The organism is Sphingobacterium sp. SYP-B4668 (assembly GCF_027627455.1).
Lineage (GTDB): Bacteria > Bacteroidota > Bacteroidia > Sphingobacteriales > Sphingobacteriaceae > Sphingobacterium.
Window position 1 is genome coordinate 4,791,481 of the sequence record NZ_CP115483.1, and the last position, 19,266, is coordinate 4,810,746.

General features: G+C 41.3%; 11 protein-coding genes and 2 tRNA genes. 2 read left to right on the forward strand and 11 right to left on the reverse strand.

Annotated elements, in window-relative coordinates; translation table 11 throughout:
- Positions 1–22: 22 nt before the first annotated feature.
- From cysS to OQ289_RS19660, 4 genes are all read right to left on the reverse strand, one after another.
- Positions 23–1,492: a cysteine--tRNA ligase gene (cysS, locus tag OQ289_RS19645; protein WP_270088452.1), complete on the reverse strand. Its 1,470-nt coding sequence runs from the start codon at positions 1,490–1,492 to the stop codon at positions 23–25.
- A gap of 20 nt (positions 1,493–1,512) precedes the next feature.
- Entirely contained in the window at positions 1,513–2,814 is a 1,302-nt protein-coding gene (gene der, locus OQ289_RS19650) for a ribosome biogenesis GTPase Der (RefSeq protein WP_270088453.1), read from the reverse strand.
- A 278-nt stretch (positions 2,815–3,092) separates the two neighbouring features.
- Positions 3,093–4,748, reverse strand: a complete 1,656-nt coding sequence (locus OQ289_RS19655; protein ID WP_270088454.1) for a RagB/SusD family nutrient uptake outer membrane protein — start codon at positions 4,746–4,748, stop codon at positions 3,093–3,095.
- A gap of 19 nt (positions 4,749–4,767) precedes the next feature.
- Entirely contained in the window at positions 4,768–7,944 is a 3,177-nt protein-coding gene (locus OQ289_RS19660) for a SusC/RagA family TonB-linked outer membrane protein (protein ID WP_270088455.1), read from the reverse strand.
- A 709-nt stretch (positions 7,945–8,653) separates the two neighbouring features.
- On the opposite strand from OQ289_RS19660, the gene OQ289_RS19665 reads away from it, so the two are divergent.
- Positions 8,654–9,730: an endonuclease/exonuclease/phosphatase family protein gene (locus OQ289_RS19665; RefSeq protein WP_270088456.1), complete on the forward strand. Its 1,077-nt coding sequence runs from the start codon at positions 8,654–8,656 to the stop codon at positions 9,728–9,730.
- 212 nt (positions 9,731–9,942) lie between these two features.
- On the opposite strand, the gene OQ289_RS19670 is transcribed toward OQ289_RS19665, so the two are convergent.
- The 4 genes from OQ289_RS19670 to OQ289_RS19685 all read right to left on the reverse strand — a co-directional run bounded on the left by OQ289_RS19670 (position 9,943) and on the right by OQ289_RS19685 (position 10,794).
- On the reverse strand, positions 9,943–10,185 hold the full coding sequence (locus tag OQ289_RS19670) for a GIY-YIG nuclease family protein (RefSeq protein ID WP_270088457.1): 243 nt from the start codon (positions 10,183–10,185) through the stop codon (positions 9,943–9,945).
- Positions 10,186–10,302: 117 nt separating this feature from the next.
- Positions 10,303–10,545 (reverse strand): GIY-YIG nuclease family protein, encoded by a 243-nt coding sequence (locus OQ289_RS19675; RefSeq protein ID WP_270088457.1) that lies wholly within the window; start codon positions 10,543–10,545, stop codon positions 10,303–10,305.
- A 57-nt stretch (positions 10,546–10,602) separates the two neighbouring features.
- Positions 10,603–10,674: transfer RNA gene (locus OQ289_RS19680), tRNA-Met, on the reverse strand.
- A 48-nt stretch (positions 10,675–10,722) separates the two neighbouring features.
- Positions 10,723–10,794 (reverse strand) — tRNA-Met (locus OQ289_RS19685).
- A 118-nt stretch (positions 10,795–10,912) separates the two neighbouring features.
- On the opposite strand from OQ289_RS19685, the gene era reads away from it, so the two are divergent.
- Positions 10,913–11,791 carry a GTPase Era gene (gene era, locus OQ289_RS19690; protein WP_033565463.1) on the forward strand — a complete coding sequence of 293 codons (879 nt, stop codon included), beginning with the start codon at positions 10,913–10,915 and terminating at the stop codon, positions 11,789–11,791.
- Positions 11,792–11,866: 75 nt separating this feature from the next.
- On the opposite strand, the gene uvrC is transcribed toward era, so the two are convergent.
- The 3 genes from uvrC to porW all read right to left on the reverse strand — a co-directional run bounded on the left by uvrC (position 11,867) and on the right by porW (position 18,980).
- A complete protein-coding gene (gene uvrC, locus OQ289_RS19695) occupies positions 11,867–13,663 on the reverse strand; it encodes an excinuclease ABC subunit UvrC (protein WP_270088458.1) in 1,797 nt (598 codons plus the stop codon).
- Between the two features lie 71 nt (positions 13,664–13,734).
- Complete coding sequence (locus OQ289_RS19700) at positions 13,735–15,978, reverse strand: penicillin-binding protein 1A (RefSeq protein WP_270088459.1); 2,244 nt, start codon at positions 15,976–15,978, stop codon at positions 13,735–13,737.
- 23 nt (positions 15,979–16,001) lie between these two features.
- Positions 16,002–18,980 carry a type IX secretion system periplasmic lipoprotein PorW/SprE gene (gene porW / locus OQ289_RS19705; RefSeq protein WP_270088460.1) on the reverse strand — a complete coding sequence of 993 codons (2,979 nt, stop codon included), beginning with the start codon at positions 18,978–18,980 and terminating at the stop codon, positions 16,002–16,004.
- Between the last annotated feature and the right edge of the window lie 286 nt (positions 18,981–19,266).

A 19,266-nucleotide genomic window follows, 5' to 3' on the forward strand; every position in this document is an offset into this window, starting at 1 on the left:
TTATTTTTGCAACACTCTTATATCAAATCTTATTCCAAAGTGTACCTTCTTTACTATCTTTTAGTTGAATACCTAAAGACGAAAGCTCTTCTCGTATACGATCTGATGTTGCAAAGTCTTTATTTTGCTTAGCTGTATTTCTAATATTGATAATCACATCCATCAAAGCATCCATGCTATCGGAAGCTCCAGCGCCATTGTCATCTTTCAATCCCAACACATCTTCAACAAAAGTTGTCATAAATGACTTCAAATCATCCAATCCACTTTGATTTATCGCAGCCTTCCCGTCATAAATGGAATTGATGGCACGCACAACTTCAAATAGCTCGGCAATCAACACTGGGCTATTAAAATCATCGTCCATAGCTGCATAGCAACGTTGACGAATACCCGCTATATCTATTCCGTTATTTGCTTTGGAGGGCACGATTTTGTCCAACAATGCGATGGCATTCATTAACCTCTTAAATCCTTTATCTGCCGCATCCAAAGCTTCATTAGAGAAATCCAATGTGCTCCGATAGTGCGCCTGCAGCATAAAGAATCGAACGGACATAGGTGAATATCCTCTTTCTAACAAGGGATGGCTACCGGTAAAAAGCTCTTGCGGCAAGAATCCATTGCCAGAAGACTTCGACATGCGCGCACCGTTAACCGTCAACATATTGGTATGCATCCAGTATTTAGCTGGACTAGTATGATTACATGCCTCTGATTGGGCTATTTCATTAGTATGATGGGTAGCGGCTAAATCCATACCACCGCCATGAATATCAAACTGAGCACCCAAATACTTGTTGCTCATAGCCGAACATTCGATATGCCATCCCGGGAAACCTACACTCCACGGCGAAGGCCAACGCATGATGTGCTCTGGCTTTGCCTTTATCCACAATGCGAAATCCAAACGGCCTTTCTTTTCGTCCTGCCCACCAAGTTCGCGTGTATTGTTCAATAAATCCTCGAGCTTACGATTGGTCAAAATAGTATAATCATACTTCTTGACATATTTTTCTACATCAAAGTAAACCGTCCCGTTGACTTCATAGGCATATCCATTGTCTATGATTTGGTTGATCATTTCGATTTGCTCGGAGATGTGCCCAGTAGCAGTGGGCTCGATGCTTGGTGGCAAAGTATTGAACAACCTTAAGACGTCGTGAAAACCAATCGTATATTTCTGTACAATCTCCATTGGCTCGAGTTGCTCCAATTTTGCCTTCTTCGCAAATTTGTCATCCCCTTCGTCACGATCGCCCTCTAAATGTCCCGCATCTGTGATATTACGAACGTAGCGCACTTTGTACCCTAAATGCAATAAATACCGAAAAATAAGATCAAAAGACACAAATGTGCGACAATTACCCAAATGGACGTCGCTATATACCGTAGGACCACAAACATACATCCCAACCATAGTGGGATGTATCGGGTCAAATTTTTCTTTCTTTCTGGTTATTGTATTATAAAGAACTAAATTGTTTTCCATAAAAAAGTATGAACAGAAATCTATTTTTGTCTAAAAAATATTTGGATTGGCACTCCTTCGAAATCGAATTTCTCACGTAACTTATTCTCCACGTAGCGCTTATAAGGATCTTTAACATATTGAGGTAGATTACAGAAAAATGCAAACATAGGTGCTCTTCCTGGAATCTGTGTTACGTATTTAACTTTGATATATTTTCCCTTTAATGCTGGCGGAGGATAGTTTTCGATTACTTCCAACATCACCTCATTCAGTTTTGAAGTTGGTATTTTCTTGGTCTTATTCTCGTATACTTTGGCCGCAACCTCCAAGATCTTGTGTATGCGTTGTTTTTCAGTTACTGATGTAAATACAATAGGGACATCGGTAAATGGAGCAATCTTTTCCCGGATACGGGCTTCAAACTCTTTCATTGTTTTATTGTCCTTCTCGATCAAGTCCCACTTATTGACCACTATTACCACTCCCTTTTTATTCTTTTCGGCTAGATGGAAGATATTGATATCTTGCCCTTCAATGCCTTCCTGTGCATCCAGCATTAAGATGACGATGTCGGAATCCTCTAACGCCTTTATGGTACGCATGACCGAGTAAAACTCGATATCTTCATTGACCTTAGATTTCTTACGAAGTCCAGCAGTGTCGATCAACAAGAAGTTATGTCCGAACTGATTGTAATGAATACGAATGGAATCACGAGTAGTTCCTGCAATAGGTGTAACGATGTTACGATCAATACCCAATAAAGCATTGGTCAACGACGATTTACCGACATTAGGACGTCCCACAATCGTATATTTAGGTAAAGAGGACTCTTCCTCTTCCTCGATTTCAAAATGCGACACTACAGCATCCAAAAGTTCACCTGTACCTGAGCCTGTAGCAGAGGATATGTTGTAGATTTCGCCTAAGCCAAAAGCATAAAACTCTGCCGAATCATGGTGCAACTTTGCATGGTCCACTTTATTGGCGACCACATATACCGGTTTGGTACTTCTTCTTAGGATATCCGCAATTTCGTCATCCAAATCCGTGATCCCAGTAGTCACATCTACCATAAAAATAATAACAGACGCTTCTTCGATGGCTATATATACCTGATCGCGGATAGCTTCTTCGAAGATATCATCCGATCCGTGAACAAAACCGCCGGTATCAATGACCGTAAATTTCTTTCCTATCCATTCGGCAGTCTCATAGTGACGATCGCGGGTCACCCCACTAAAGTCATCCACAATAGCCTTTCTACTTTCAGTCAGACGATTAAAAAGAGTTGATTTTCCAACATTTGGACGACCTACGATTGCAACAATATTTGCCATATTTTACTAACAATTGAATTGAGTTACCTCACGGCAACTTATTCTGGTGAATTTTATGATATAAGTGGACAAAGTTACGGATAATTGATGGCATTTCCTTATTAGTGAACGGATATGGTGAACAAAACGCACAAGTAGCTCCACCTTTTACAGGCAACAATGAGGATGATTTAGCCTTTTTGATAATCATCGATTACCCCGTCCTTTCATAAAAAAGACGGACTACCTTGTGAAGATAGTCCGTCTGATGTGCCTATATACTCGTTAAAGCAAGAGAATTAGTTGTATCCAGTATTCTGCTTCAAGACTCCGTAAGACAAATCAATCTCTTGTTGGGGGACAGGCATGAGATAAAGCCTATCATCCCAAACTCTTTCCTGGGCCAGGGTATTGTTAATCTTATTGATACTCTTCATTACATCCGGTGCAGTCTTCCAGCGTCTGATATCGTCATAACGTAGACCTTCTAACACCAACTCCACTGCACGTTCATTGCGAATGAATTCACGCAATTTGGGCTGAGATGCAAATTCAACTCGATCCACTTTTGGCATGCCTGCACGCACACGAATTTGATCAAGAACATCGTAAATAGCAGTACTTGGACCAGCTAACTCATTTTGTGCTTCAGCAAAGGTCAATAACACCTCTGCGTATCGAATCAAAATAATATTGGCGTGATTGTCAATACCTGCACGACTCGCAGTTGGGTCTACCATTTTTCTAAAATTGTAACCCGTTTGCGACATATTGGAAGAACCATTTACCCACTTGAAAGCATAACCACCATCCGAAGTAAGCGCATTCCATGGTGCCGTTTCAAAAAGGATGGAGGCATAAAAACGAGGATCTCTATTCTTAAACTCGGCAACAAAATCCGTCTTATCAGCCTTAGCGTAATTCTCAGCACGTTTGGCGCCAGTGACCGGAGTGATAGCCTTACCTGTTTTATAGCTTCCGTAAGCATCTACAATATGCTGAGTAGGTGCCAATGAGCTCCAACCGCCAACGCCACCTTCCAAAAAAAGCGTATTTAATGACTGTGCAAGCGTCTGCTCTGCATATCCATGATCCAATATAACTTCACTATTTCCTTCGTTCTTTTGGTGAAACAAACCTTCGTAGCTACGTAAACCAGCGCGGAAACGCTTTTGATCAGCCTCATTATCGAAGTCTACCAATTTAGTGTAATCATCTGCGCGATCTAAATCAGATTCCTCTGTCGTCGAAAACAACTGATAGCCCAGTGTCATCACATCTTGAGCGGCCTTGGAAGCCATCTCCCAATTAGATTCAAACAGATGGACACGAGCTTTAAGTGCCAAAGCGGCTCCCTTAGTAATCCGACCTTTCTCTTTGTACAAACCGCCTTCATATTGCGCTGGCAAAACATCTGCAGCCGCCTGTAATTCGGTCAGCACAAAATTCAACACCTCCGCTCTTGGAGTACGCGGCACATTGGCCTCATCTCTATCCAAGACTTTTGTAATCAACGGCACATCTCCAAAGCGTCTAAACATCTTGATGTACAGGTAAGCGCGTACAAAACGTACTTCCGCAATATATCGCGCCCTCAATCCCTCATCCATTACTGCTTTATCTACGTTTTCCAAAAAATAATTGGTAACACGAATGGGAACATAATCCCACCCTGCATTTATCGCTGTACTGAATTCGCCGGATGTAATCTCCGTAGATGGGCTTTCCCAAGGATACTGGGCATGTACCAAATCACTAGCACCATCATCATAAGCGATGCTTTCACCTGGAAGTTTTCCGTATATCGAATTGACGGCTAAATAAACATCATTCTCCGTCTTCCAAAATTGCTCTTCTGGAACTTTATTGGCAGGAATACGCTCTAAGAAATCTTTCGAACATGCGCTTAACGTTAAAGCTCCTGCTACTATAAAAAATAATATATTCTTCTTCATTATGTCTTTTCTTTAAATGTTAGAACTTGGCCGAAAGCCCTAATGATATCGTCTTAACCCCTGGGTAACTTGCTCTCCCCGACCCTGTCTCTGGATCGTAGTCACTCAAGCGCTTGTCTGCCATGAATGTAAAGGGATTGTTAGAAGAGGCGAAGACGCGTAACTGGGACATACCAATCCGAGAAATCGCTTCTTTCTCGAAAGTATAACCCAACGTGATGGCACGAATACGGAAATAACTCCCGCTGAACAACCAAAAATCAGAATTAACATAATTTCGGGCAGCATCGCCTGTCAAAGTAATCCGTGGAAAATCAGCATTTGCCACATTATGTTCCTCTGTCCAACCGTTCATCCACTGGCGCTTGATATTAGCTCCATTGAAGAATGGCGCTGATGCCTCTTCACTTAAATTGGTTTTCACACCGCTTACTCCATATGTTAATACATCAATATCAAAATTTTTGTACGCCGCTTTTACATTGAATCCATAGTTCAACCAAGGCACATCATTGCCTAAAATTGTACGATCGTTAGCATTTACGACATTATCACCATTGACATCGACATATTTGATATCACCAACCTTCGGTGCTCCTCCCAAAGATGTCTGGTCTGGGTGATTCTGGATTTCAGCCTCAGAAGTAAACAATCCGTCTGACTTGTAACCATAGAAATCACCCACTTTATTGCCTACCCTACTGATCCAACGACCGTCAACAATCTCATTCACATCACCCAGAGAAAGTATTTCGTTCTTGATGTAAGAGAAATTTCCCGACACCGAATATTGGAACTCATCCCCAATCTTGCCATTATAGGTGGCCGAAATCTCTATCCCTTTGTTGCGGGTAGTCCCTTGGTTGTAAAAAGGGGTTTCATCTTTACCAAAACCGTATGTATTAAGAGATACAGGACGTAATAGAATATCTTGAGATTCCTTCACGAAATAATCGGCTGTAACATTGATTTTTCCTCCTAAAATTGTCGCGTCAACCCCAACATTGGCCATCGATACACGCTCCCATAAAGCCAGTCGATTAGCTCCAAATTTTTGAAATAGGCCATCCAGAGCATTACCTTCAAAACTGTAAGCTAACTCACGATCTAATAAGGTATAGTAGTTGCCTATTTCGACAGCATCTTGATTACCCAAAGAACCGTATGAACCTCGCAATTTCAACAAATCAATCCAAGTGACATCTTGCATAAAGGACTCTTTATTGATATTCCAACCAGCAGAGAAAGAAGGAAAAGTCGCTTTTCGTAGTTCAGGTGCAAACCTAGAAGAATAATCAATTCGCAAATTGGCCTCTAAAAGATATTTGTCGAGATAAGAATAGTTAAAACGTCCGAAGTAGGAACGGATAGACCACTCCTCTTGTGTCGTACGGTTGGCCAATCCTTTGTCATCCGAACTCATGTCTGAACTAGATGACGAACCATTTATAATAGTTGAAAGATCATTGCTCACGAAATTCTTACGACCCAAGAAAGCTTCTCTATACACATTAGACTCTTCTGATGCACCTACGGTCACCTTACCATAATGATTATTGAATCTTCTTTCATAATTGATGGTTCCTTGCACCAACAATTCCTGTCTTTTGCCCCAATACTCTTTCAATTCATTGATTGGTGTATTGGATGAGGCCATAGGCGCCTTGGTCAAGAAATTGATAACTGGATCCGTCCTGTTAATGAAATCGAAGGAATTGGTATTGGTATATTTCAAAGAAACCGCTCCATCAATCGATAGCCCTTTTAATGGTGTCAACGAGGCATTAGCAGCCGCTTGGAAATAGTTATCTCTATTATTCCCCTTTCCCCCCTCAGTAATCGCCCGAAGTTGATTGTTCTTAGCAATAGTTGCATTTGCAGCCCCATTAGAGACCGAACCCCAAGTACCATCACTATGTTTAATCACAGTACCTGGCAACGCACGCCCCATTTCTGTCCAATTAATGGCACTACCCTCACGATCATAGTCCTGCTTCAAGAAAGAAAAATTAGTTCCGAATCGAAGTAAATTTTCAACAATGCGACTATCCGTATTCAACTTGATATTGATACGATCTTGAGTTCTGCCCGGAACAAGTGATTCTTGATCGAAGTAATTCAATCCCAGGTAGTAATTTGTTATTTTTCCGGGTGTATTCACATTGAGACTCAAATCACGCTGAGGAGCAGTTTTATTCAACACCTCTTTGTACCAATCACTGTTTGGATACAAATCAGGCTGTGAACCATTTTTATACAACTCTATGACTTCCGGGGTGTATATTTCCTCTTTTCCAGCATTTTTCATCGCCCGATTATGTAAAGTAGCGTAAGTCGCAGCATCCGCATAATCTGGCAAACGCGTGGCACTTTGCAAACCATAATTGGCACTGAAACCAATAACAGCGCGGTCTCCACCTCCATTTTTGGTAGTCACCAAAATAACTCCATTAGCTGCTCTGGACCCGTAGAGTGAGGCTGACGCAGCATCTTTTAGAATAGACATGCTGTTGATATCCGCGGGGCTCAAAGCCGCAAACTCAGCTCCAGTTGCAGGAATCCCGTCAATGATAAACATAGGCGATGGTGAGCCTAGATTTGTACGACCCCTCACCGTAATAGTACCCGCATTTGATGCTGGCCCAGTAGTACTTTTCCCGACTTCTCCTGGTCTACTCAATACCGTAACACCTGGGGAAAGCCCTTGCAATGCATTCTGAACAGAAGTCACAGGCCTCTCCGCCAATTGTTTAGGCGTGATTGTGGCAACAGCTCCAGTAAGATTACTCTTCTTTTGTGTACCATATGCTACGACAACGACTTCTTCCAATTGAGAAGAATCATCTTTCAAAACAACGGTCATCGTTTCGCCAGTAACTACCTGCTCAACAGCTAAAAAACCAATACTTGTAAAAATCAAAGTATCACCATTTTTAGCATCAATACTAAAATTACCTGTAGCATCCGTAGACGTAGCTTTAGCACTCCCTTTTACTGTAACGGTCACCCCACTTAATGGAGTGATTCCATCGGTCACCTTACCTTTGACACCTGTTTGTAGTGTGCTCATCCTGTAGTAAGCGTCTACCCCTCTATTCTCAGCTTTTACCATAAAAGCCGAAGAGCCCGTCCCAACTAGCAGCAAGGAAAGAAAAAGTGGTTTGACTGGAGTTTTAATCGTAAACTTCTTAATCATATTTTTCTTAGTTTATTCTCATATCCATCCGTTTTTAAAAGCACAGGATATGTGGTATGCAAATTTAGTCCACAATTATAGTGCAATTGAAACTGTTAAGAAAATGTTAACTAAACGAAAACGATTGCGTAAAATGTACACTCTTGATTTTTAGCTTAAAATGCTTAATTATTTTAAATACAACAGAAATGAAAATTAGCAAAATAGATTGTTAATCAATGTGTTATAACATATTTTAGAAATAAAATCCGTTGTTACAATATAATTGCCATTATAAAGTCTACTAAATAAACTGAAATACCACGTTTATTCAAAACAATATATTGACATAATATAAATTCACGTTTACTAAACCGTCTTAGGGTAAGAAATGTAGCCTTTCGAAAAAGACGAGGTCATGAAAACAAAAAAAGACTCCGTTCGTAAACTGAAGCGTTGACTAAGTAGCGGGAGCCAGACTCGAACTGATGTCATGCAGTTCGATTTTACTGGTTTTTAGCTTTTGTAATCCAAAGTAATCACTAACTTGGTAGCTGCGCAAGCTCAGACGGCCGTTAACTAGTGCTCGCTCGGCTTCAAGCTACCGCAAAGCAGGTGATTGCACCAATTAGCTACATATTGGTTTAATATCAAGTGGAATACAACCGGTGCAAATACACATGTACATTCCGCAAGACCGTTAAAAATCAAATGAATACAAAAATGATATATGGACATAGTTATTAGCATTATTTCGGGTCTATTGATTTTATTTAGTCTATTGCCGTTCATACAGCACCAGCATTGGATATTTCGTGTTCCTGAATTCCTGAAATTTCAGATTTTGGTGCTGCAATTCTTCATAATCCCTGCGGCCTTTTTCTTCGTATCGGACCACCCATGGTTATGGTGGCTTCAAGTAGCACAAATTACTCTTCTTGGCTATCACGTATTTATCTTAATGCGATACACCAAATTCTGGAGGACACCACAGAAAGGCGGAAGTAAACAGGATTCAGGCAGTATCAAGCTCATTTCATGCAACATCTACCAGCACAACAGGGAATACGACCGCTTCATCCAACTTATACAAGATGAACAGCCAGACATCTTCATCACCATGGAAAGCAACAGCGATTGGGAAAAAGCGATGCGGATACTCGAAAAAGATTATCCAAATCAAATGAAGGTGACACTTGAAAACACATACGGCATGCATTTCTATACCAAGTTAAAGGTATTGGATATTAAAACGCATTATTTCGTTGCCGACGACCTGCCCAGCATAGAGGCTGAACTGGAGACACCGGACGGCCAACGTTTTGTATTTTTCGGAGTACACCCTCCACCGCCTAGCCCTACCGAAGAGGAAAATTCAAAGGAGCGAGATGGCGACCTACTATGTGTTGCCAAACGTGTGAGGAAAAGTACGCTTCCGGTTATAGTTGCAGGAGACTTCAACAATGTCGCCTGGGCAAATGCCTCCATCCTGTTCAGAAAGACCAGCGAACTCCTAGATGCCCGCATCGGTCGGGGAATACTCTCAACCTTCCACGCTAAATACTGGCTTTTCAGGATTCCGCTTGATTTGCTGTTCCACAGTCCCGACATTTTCATCAATAAGCTTTTCATTTATCCCGCTATCGGATCGGACCATTTTCCCGTCGGCTGCACCTTCCATATCGATACCCAGTCAGACGTCCAGGAAGGGGAAGTCAAAAAATTGGAACATGGGGAAATGGAAGAGGTAGATGATCGGATCCGGGAGGGTAAGGCGGAAAAAAGTGACAATCGAGACAACACCTGATCAACCTCCATAGGTTAACTTGTAACGAAATTCACAAACACCAGAAGATGACTTGCTCAATCACTAGGCTTCTAAGCACATATACCGTGAACATGATGGAAAAATTGGTTAAAAAAAAAGCCTCAGTTCGTAAACTGAAGCTTTGACTAAGTAGCGGGGACCAGACTCGAACTGATGTCCGCCAGCTGGCGGATATGAGCCCGACCAACTGGCTATTGTATCAAACTCCGGATGAACATCCGCCCACGATAACTCTTCAATGATTTCTCTCGCTGAAGGGCCGAAGACTTGTCTTCGTACTCTTCTTGATATAACAAACGCCAAGGGCGATAACGAACGGTCCAACCTTTCACCCCTAGCTCGTTGTGCGACAAGAGACGCCCCTCAAGATCGGAGGTCATACCTATATAGATCTTGTCATAGGCAGCCGAATAAAGCACATATACCGTGAACATGATGGAAAAATCGGTTAAAAAAAAGCCTCAGTTCGTAAACTGAAGCTTTGACTAAGTAGCGGGGACCAGACTCGAACTGATGTCCGCCAGCTGGCGGATATGAGCCCGACCAACTGGCTATTGTATCAAACTCCGGATGAACATCCGCCCACGATAACTCTTCAATGATTTCTCTCGCTGAAGGGCCGAAGACTTGTCTTCGTACTCTTCTTGATATAACAAACGCCAAGGGCGATAACGAACGGTCCAACCTTTCACCCCTAGCTCGTTGTGCGACAAGAGACGCCCCTCAAGATCGGAGGTCATACCTATATAGATCTTGTCATAGGCAGCCGAATAAAGCACATATACCGTGAACATGATGGAAAAATTGGTTAAAAAAAAAGCTTCAGTTCGTAAACTGAAGCTTTGAATAAGTAGCGGGGACCAGACTCGAACTGATGACCTTCGGGTTATGAGCCCGACGAGCTACCACTGCTCCACCCCGCAATATGCGATAAATTTCTTTGGGTTAGCACTATTCGCTAACCCTTTTAGTAGCGGGAATCAGACTCGAACTGATGACCTTCGGGTTATGAGCCCGACGAGCTACCACTGCTCCATCCCGCAATATATTTTTTATTTCAAAATTGGCTTTTTACTTAGCTAAAACCAATATAACTTCCTTCCTTATTGGAGCACAAAGATATATTTTGTTTCTTTGTATTCCTAATTTAATTTAAAAAAAATGTCGCACAAAGCAGGTTTTGTAAGTATCATTGGTAAGCCAAACGCAGGTAAGTCCACGCTAATGAACGCTTTAGTAGGTGAAAAAATGTCAATCATTACACCGAAAGCTCAAACAACGAGACACCGAATCATTGGTATTGTTAACGATGAAGACCACCAAATTGTCTTTTCGGACACCCCGGGAGTCATAAAACCCAACTATTCACTTCAAGAATCCATGATGAACTTCGTTCAAGGATCCTTGATCGATGCCGATATTATTCTTTTCGTTACAGACATCAATGAAAAATATGATGAAAATGATGTCATCGAAAAACTTAAAAAAACATCCTCTCCTGTAGCTGTATTAATTAACAAAATAGACAAATCAACCGAGGAAGATGTTAAAAATAAGATTGAGTTTTGGAAAGAGACACTTAATCCCGAAGCAATTTTTGCTATCTCAGCTTTACTCAATCACAATGTAATGGCCATCATGCAATATATTAAAGATAGGTTGCCAGAACATGCCCCTTACTATGAAAAAGACGAACTCACGGACAAGTCTATGCGATTCTTTGTTTCAGAAATGATTCGTGAAAAAATCTTTAAGCTATACGATAAAGAAATCCCATACAGTACAGAAGTAATTATCACTTCTTATAAAGAAGAGCCTAAGATCACCCGAATAGCTGCAGAAATAATTGTAGAACGTGATTCCCAAAAAAACATCCTTATAGGCACAGCAGGCTCCATGATCAAAAAAGTGGGAACCTATGCGCGAAAGGATATTGAAGAATTTATTGATGGAAAAGTTTTCTTGGAAATATTTGTCAAAGTAATCCCCGATTGGAGAAGCAAGAAAAACTACTTGAAACGATTTGGATACGACGATTAGGGTTAGAGGAGAGGTTTTTGGCTATATAAAAATTTTTAGAAATACATCTCGATACCGCTATCGAAACACCTTATATTAACTAAAATACTCACGAAGTGCTTTTACCTGTTTAAGGTTGAGCACTTTTTTTAGGTCTTCATCACTCGCCTCTTTGACTTTCTTCACCGATTTAAATGTCTGCAACAACTTATCTACAGATGTCTTTCCTATCCCCGGAATATTTTCCAACTCGGACACGAATGTCTTTCTACTTCGCTGGTTACGGTGAAAGGTGATCCCAAAACGATGGGCTTCATCGCGCAAATGTTGGATAATCTTGAGGGTCTCTGATTTTTTATCCAAATAAAGAGGGTACTGATCACCAGGGTAGTAGAGTTCCTCTAAGCGTTTGGCAATACCGATGACGGTTACATTTTTTTCGATGCCGAGCAATCGAAGACTCTTCAACGCAGCCCCCAATTGTCCCTTACCCCCATCTATAACAATCAGCTGAGGCAACGGTTGATCCTCGTCCAAAAGTCGCCTATATCGCCTGAAAACAGCCTCCTCCATCGTCGCAAAATCGTTAGGCCCCACCACAGTCTTTACATTGAAGTGGCGATAATCCTTCTTGGAAGGCTTAGCATCTTTAAACACTACAATAGCAGATACGGGATAGTTACCCTGAATATTGGAGTTATCAAAACATTCAATATGCTGGGGAGGTACATTCATCCGTAAATCCTTCTGCATTTGGGACAATATACGTTCGGTCTTAAGGTCCGGATTCAGACGCTCATAGTGCAAGAGACGCTCTTTCTTGAAGTACGCCACATTCTTAAGGGACAAATCCAATAGCTTGCGCTTCTCCCCTAATTTAGGGACTGTGAAGCGCATATTCTCATTCCCTTCTATATCCATATCGAATGGAACGATAAGCTCTTTGGAAGTACTGTTAAAGCGTCCTCTAATCTCAGGAATAGCCAAAGCAAGCAATTCGGCCTCTGTCTCGTCTAGCCTGCGCTTCATCTCCAATGTCTGGGTCTGGATGATGACACCATTCATGACTTTCAAGAAATTAACAAAGGCATAATTATCATCTGAAGCGATGCTGAATACATCCACATTACTAATCGATGAACTGACGACTGTAGACTTACTTTGATAATAATCCAACTTATCCAACTTGGACTTAAGCGCATGTGCTACTTCAAAGTTCAATGCCTGGACTGCTCCACTGATTTGTTCCTTCAGTCGATTGGTTACCACAGCGATCTTACCATTCAAGATATCTTTGATATCGCTCAGATTCTGATCGTAATCTTCTTCTGACTGATAACCTTCACAAGGTCCCTTACAATTACCAATCTGATATTCTAGACACACTTTAAATTTACCTGTTCGGATATTCTCAGGTGTCAAAGACAGATTACATGTACGTAAGGGGAAGAGTTCACGGATAACATCCAAAACCGTATGCATCATCCCGACTGACGCATAGGGACCAAAATAGCGGGAACCGTCCTTAATATACTTTCGAGTCCAAAACACACGTGGAAAGCGCTCATGCTTAATCACAATCCAAGGATAGGTCTTGTCATCTTTAAGCATGACATTATACTTGGGCTTGTGTTTTTTAATCAGGTTATTTTCCAGCAGCCAAGCATCGATTTCGGTGTCAACTATGGTGAATTGGATACGGTTGATCTTACGAACGAGCACCCTCGTCTTTCCGCTCAACTGATTATCGTTGACAAAATAGGACCCAACGCGATTGCGCAAATCTTTGGCCTTACCAATATAGATAAGCTCACCCTCCTTATCAAAATATTGATAGACTCCCGGCTTGTGCGGGATTCGTTTCAATTCCTGTTTATAATCAAAAGTATCCATTGAAAACAACTGTGCCAGTCATTAAATTGCTAAATGAATTTAATGACTGGCATCTTGCATATTCTTTTATTCTAAAACCCTAATCTATCATCATCCAAATTCTCGTCCGTTGCCGGCCCAGTCCCATTGAATGGTGCATATTTACTACAATCAATTTCTTTGGTCAATCCTCCAGATGGCAATGGAAAATCTTCCTTGGTATAATTCAGCTGGCTATCGCCATAAATTTTTTGCATATAATAAGCAAATACAGGCATAGCAGCACGAGCCCCTTGACCTTCATTGGTACTGTAAAAGCTAATGCCTCGATCCTCTGCACCTGTCCATACACCTGTTACCAATTGCGGAGTCACACCGATAAACCACGCATCAGAGTTATCATTTGTCGTACCAGTCTTTCCTCCTATCGGATAGTTCAATTTATAAAACCATTTGATACGCGTAGCCGTACCCCCATCTACCACCCCTTTCAACATATTCACCATGATATAGGCCGTTTCACTGTTTAGCGCTTTAACAACCTTTGGTGCTCTTTCATAGATAGTTGTGCCATTCTTATCCTCTATCCGCATAATCATTGTAGGCTCTACCCAAGTCCCGCTGTTCACGAAAGCTGAATAAGCTCCAACCATATCAAATACCGAAGCATCATACGCCCCTAATGAAATGGATGGGTAGGCTGGGATATTGGTCGTGACGCCCATTTTTTTTGTCAAATTGGCTACAGATGTAGCTCCGACTTCATTTATCAAATAGGCTGTAGCATAATTTTGTGAGTAAGCCAATGCCTTTTTCAACGTAATAGGATCTCCTCCTTGCACGGTCCCTCTAGGTGTCCAATTACCATAGGTCTGTTGATGATTGGGCACGGTATAACAAGGAGAATACCCGTTATCGATGGCCACAGCATAGGTAAATGGCTTGGCAGTAGACCCCACCTGACGTGTCCCGAGCTTAACCTGATCATACTTAAAGTGCTCAAAATCTATCCCTCCTACCCAAGCTTTAATATGTCCTGTCTGTGGCTCCATGGACATCATCGCATTGCGTAAGAAGAGCTTGTTGTATTTAATAGAATCCATCGGGGTCATCACGGTATCTACACTACCTTTCCAGGTAAATACATTCATCGGAACTTTGGTATTAAAAGCTTTTTTGATATCGTCTTCGGAGGCCCCTTGCTCTTTCATCACCCTGTAACGATCTGAGCGCTTCATTCCTGACACCAATAATTGTGCATTCTTACCCGAGAACGGCGTGCGCCCCTTCCATTGTCGATCAAAACTGGTCTGCAATTCGCGCATGGCTTTCTTTTGTGCATCCTCGGCATACTGTTGCATCGTATAGTTGAGGGTCGAATAAATTTTTAGACCATCACGATCCAAATCATATGGTGTACCATCGGCTTTGGTGATGGACAATCTGGCAAACTCCTTTTTTATCTCCTCTTTGAGCACAGCTCTAAAGTAAGGAGCCAATCCTTCACCATAATTAGAGATTCTTAATTTCAACCCCAATGGCTTAGCGGCGCTTTCGGCTTCCTCTGCTTGGGTGATGAAATTTTCGTTGTACATATTATCCAAGACCGTATTTCGCCTAGAGATGGCACGCTCTGGATATCGAATAGGCGAATATGCTCCTGGCCCTTTCAGCATGCCCACCAACAAGGCTGCCTGCTCAGCAGTCAACTTATCAGGAGTAGTATTGAAATAAGTCCGAGCCGCTGATTTGATACCAAAGGTATTGTAGGCACCAAAGTCTACGGTATTGAAATACATCGTGATGATTTCTTCTTTGGTATAATTTCGTTCGAGACGAACCGCCGTGACCCATTCTTGAAACTTTTGGAAGATTCGCTTAGAGAAGCTTTTAGCTCGTCCATCAGAGAATAGGTTCAATGCCAATTGTTGTGTAATGGTACTTCCGCCCTGCTTATTGCCCGTCATGGTGTGAAAAATCACGGTCATAGTACGCCAATAGTCAATACCCGAGTGTTTATAGAATCGCTTGTCTTCGGTAGATACCAAAGCCTGTACTAAATAGGGGGACAATTCACTATACTTGACATTTGAACGATTTTGCACATAATATGTACCTAACACCTTGTTGTCCTCAGTCAATACTTCCGAAGCGAGGTTGCTCTTAGGATTTTCGAGGTCTTGAAACGACGGCAGCTTTCCGAACACCCCAAGCCTCACACTTAAGATAAACAAAAAACCGAACAGTACACACGCGATAATGATTTTCCAAAAATTGACCGTATACCGTTTAATATCCTCCTCTGTCAGTTTACTTTGTTTTGATACTCTCTTCATTTTAATATTTCAATAGTTGACACCTATTGCTCAGAATAAACCTTTTGATAATTTTTAATCTGAATACCATCAGTTAACGTGCCAATTGTCTCTTTTGTCGCTACAAAAGTATTATAAATTTCGGCAGGTACCTTCATAATATCGCTCATCAACGGTGAAATTCTAGCTTCGTAGGTCTTAACTTCTTCATATGTATGGAATGGACCCACAAAAATCAGTTGGTTTTCACCGTTTATATTTCTAAGGATGTGTTCTATTTTTGCCTGTGCATATCGAGTTCTGTTGAACTGACCTATTCCGTATCGGGTAGGCGCAAGGTTAACAGAAGGACTTTCAACATTGATCACATAGAAATAAACACCTTTATCTGGAAGCAGTTCCTTGTCACGATAATCGTTGGGTCCCAAGTCTATCTTTGCTTGACCCGGTGTAATATTCAATCCTTTAAGCTCCACATTGGCATTCACGTTGCCGTTTACACCTATGTTGGATTTGGCATCACCTTGTGTCAACTCGCCAGCCTGTAGCTTCTCAATCTCCTTCACCTTCTCTTCGACTTTAGCAACAACCTCCTCCTTTTTTACCGGCTCTTCCTTTTTTATAGGTTCCACTTTCTCTACAACTTTCTTCTCTTCCACTTTCGCAACGACCTTTTCTTTAGGCTTCTCCTTTTCTGGTATCTTCTTGGTAGGCAGAGCAATTCCAGTCCGATAATCTCCATTAATGGACAATGCTGGCCACTCAGTCATCGAAGGTTCATCAACAAAGGCAATCCGATCACTTTTAATATCCTGTAACGCATTTACACGGGTATCAAACATAGTTGGATTGTTTTGGACAAAGAGTAGATTCTCTTTAGCAAGTGGTGTAACGAGACTATCTTTAGGAAAATCCAACACGATTTTATCTAAAGATTTCACAAAATCATCCACCCGCCCCACGCGGCCTACCGCAAGGGATTGGAGGTATCTCAACTGCGCGACGATACTTTGTTTATCCTCTGTATGTTGGAGTTCTTCATCCACCTGTTGAATCACGGCAACATGGTCACCGTTGGCGTACAATTCGAAAATCCTTGCATACGCCTTGTCCAGTGTTTCCTTATCACGTTTCACTTTGTCCAAATAATAAGGGTCCTGAGCGACGTGTGCATGTATGGTATTTGGAAACATTTGTATCAATTTTTCCTTATATGCCAATGATTTGGACTTATCAATACCATCGTACATCCGATACAGCGAAAAATAAACTTCTGCAGCTGCAGCTGAACTTGGGTATCGGGCTAGAAAATTTTCATAAGCTATAATCGCCTCCGTTGGATCTTGGGTATAATCCCTGTAGATATTTCCTATTTTAATCAAGTCGTCATGAACAATCTGGTGGATGGAATCGTAAGCGATTTGATTTTGGGGGATTGCTATCTCATATCTTTCTTTTGCCTGAGCTAGCCACGCCTCTTGATCAAACTCTTCAATCTTCTTATCTTTTTTATCTTTCGCGATAGAGGAATCTTGCGCTATCTGCTCCGTATTGGCGGCTACTTCCAAGGCAGATGATTGACTATAACGCCAATTGTCGTTCAATTGCCGATTACCCCACCTTCTTTTGAATTCGGCATTCCCCAACAATATGGCATCCTGATTATTGAAATAGAATTTATTATCAGCGTAGCTGGCATTATTGACCTGAAAATCATTCAGATTGGTCCTTCTGTAAGCGTTATCAACCACCTTCTTTCCTTTTTTCTCCTGCTTCTTTTGTTGCTCGATCTCCAACAATTTCGCCTGAAGACTTTTATCCCCATATTCATGGAGTTTGAGCTCCAGGTCAGATGCATTTAATGCAGCCAGCCCTAAGATAGTATCCTGCCAAGCAACTTCCTCAAATACCTGCGTAAGATCCTTCATATAGATTAGCTTCCGCCTCAAGTGATCGACATTCGTATAGTCGGCAGGCAAAACAGTAGCGACACTATCATAATAATTTTGGGCCATTCGATATTCTTTATTATGAAAATAATGATCGGCCATGGTCAAATAGGTCTCTGTAGTCTGATATTGACTCGGTGTCAACTGTTGTAATGATTTCCGATAATAGGCAAGAGCCTCGTCAATCTTACCTTCGGCATAATAGATATTCCCAATTTCATAGTATATCTGATCCTTATAATCGACATTCTTACCGTCTTTCAACATTTTTTTCAACGGTTTGATTCGAGCATCTATCCCCGTTCCTTTCTCTCCTTGTAAAAAAGCTGCCTGCAAATCTGCCTCAAAGGCCATGTCATAAGAAACGTTACTTTTTGCAATCTTTGAAAAATACTTATAGGATTTCTCCTTTTCTCCACTTTCCTTATACAACTGCGCCAGTAAGAACGTCCACCTCAATCTATCGACTCTACTTTTCGTTGATTCTGAAGACAACTCTAAATAAGGAATCGCTTCTAGGGCCTTACCATTGCGGACAAGAAAATTGGCCTTTGCGGCATTGACCAGTGCTCGGTTGGCCTCACTATCGTCCAAGAACATAAAGGCTGAATCTACGGCAGCAGATGCTTGCGGAAGTCGGCCTATCTGCAAAAGAGCTCTCGACTTCCATGCATAAGCTACGGGCTTATATTCGGGCTGAGTCTCCGAACTTTTCTTTAAATATTCGAAATATTCAGCAGCGGTGTAATATGATCCTTTGAAATAATTGGCTTTACCAACGATGAGATATGCCTCGTTAATATATTTACTTTCCTGCTTATTGTTGATAATCTTATACGCTTTTTGAACAAGAGAATCCATCAATTGGTGTGGATCGCCCTGTGCAGTAGGCTCATCAAATACCGTAAGCTGAACTTGATAGTTTTCCTTCTTCAGTTTGGCAATAGCTCGCTGCTCATCCTCCATCATACGCTTGGAATTATAGAGAATGTTGTATTTGGCGGTGAAGTTCTCCAACTTGTTATAAGTCAACTCTTGGCCGTCTTTATCCTTTTGGGTTTTCTTCTGTTTCATTGACTTACAGCCATACAACATGCCACTGCAAATAAATACAGTAAGAACAACACGAACATAAGATTTCAATTCGAAGCTTTTATTATTGATAATCATCTAGCTAACTAAAAATTTTGGTGATTAAATTTATAGAAAACACATTGCTGCTATATTTAGCAAAAATATCATTATTTCCCCACTTTAAGTCTTTTACTTTTTCATAAATCTAAAAATTAAATATTTAAGTAGAAAGAACACGACATTTCTTGGCTCCGCCCAGTCCAAACGCGTAGGAGTTTGATTTTGT

Bases quoted from the DNA above. Each gene is read 5' to 3' on its own strand.
- porW (WP_270088460.1), bottom strand. From the start codon at position 18,980: ATGAAACAGAAGAAAACCCAAAAGGATAAAGACGGCCAAGAGTTGACT.
- OQ289_RS19675 (WP_270088457.1), bottom strand. From the start codon at position 10,545: ATGTTCACGGTATATGTGCTTTATTCGGCTGCCTATGACAAGATCTAT.
- OQ289_RS19655 (WP_270088454.1), bottom strand. From the start codon at position 4,748: ATGAAGAAGAATATATTATTTTTTATAGTAGCAGGAGCTTTAACGTTA.
- OQ289_RS19700 (WP_270088459.1), bottom strand. From the start codon at position 15,978: ATGAAGAGAGTATCAAAACAAAGTAAACTGACAGAGGAGGATATTAAA.
- der (WP_270088453.1), bottom strand. From the start codon at position 2,814: ATGGCAAATATTGTTGCAATCGTAGGTCGTCCAAATGTTGGAAAATCA.
- cysS (WP_270088452.1), bottom strand. From the start codon at position 1,492: ATGGAAAACAATTTAGTTCTTTATAATACAATAACCAGAAAGAAAGAA.
- era (WP_033565463.1), top strand. From the start codon at position 10,913: ATGTCGCACAAAGCAGGTTTTGTAAGTATCATTGGTAAGCCAAACGCA.
- OQ289_RS19660 (WP_270088455.1), bottom strand. From the start codon at position 7,944: ATGATTAAGAAGTTTACGATTAAAACTCCAGTCAAACCACTTTTTCTT.
- OQ289_RS19670 (WP_270088457.1), bottom strand. From the start codon at position 10,185: ATGTTCACGGTATATGTGCTTTATTCGGCTGCCTATGACAAGATCTAT.
- OQ289_RS19665 (WP_270088456.1), top strand. From the start codon at position 8,654: ATGGACATAGTTATTAGCATTATTTCGGGTCTATTGATTTTATTTAGT.
- uvrC (WP_270088458.1), bottom strand. From the start codon at position 13,663: ATGGATACTTTTGATTATAAACAGGAATTGAAACGAATCCCGCACAAG.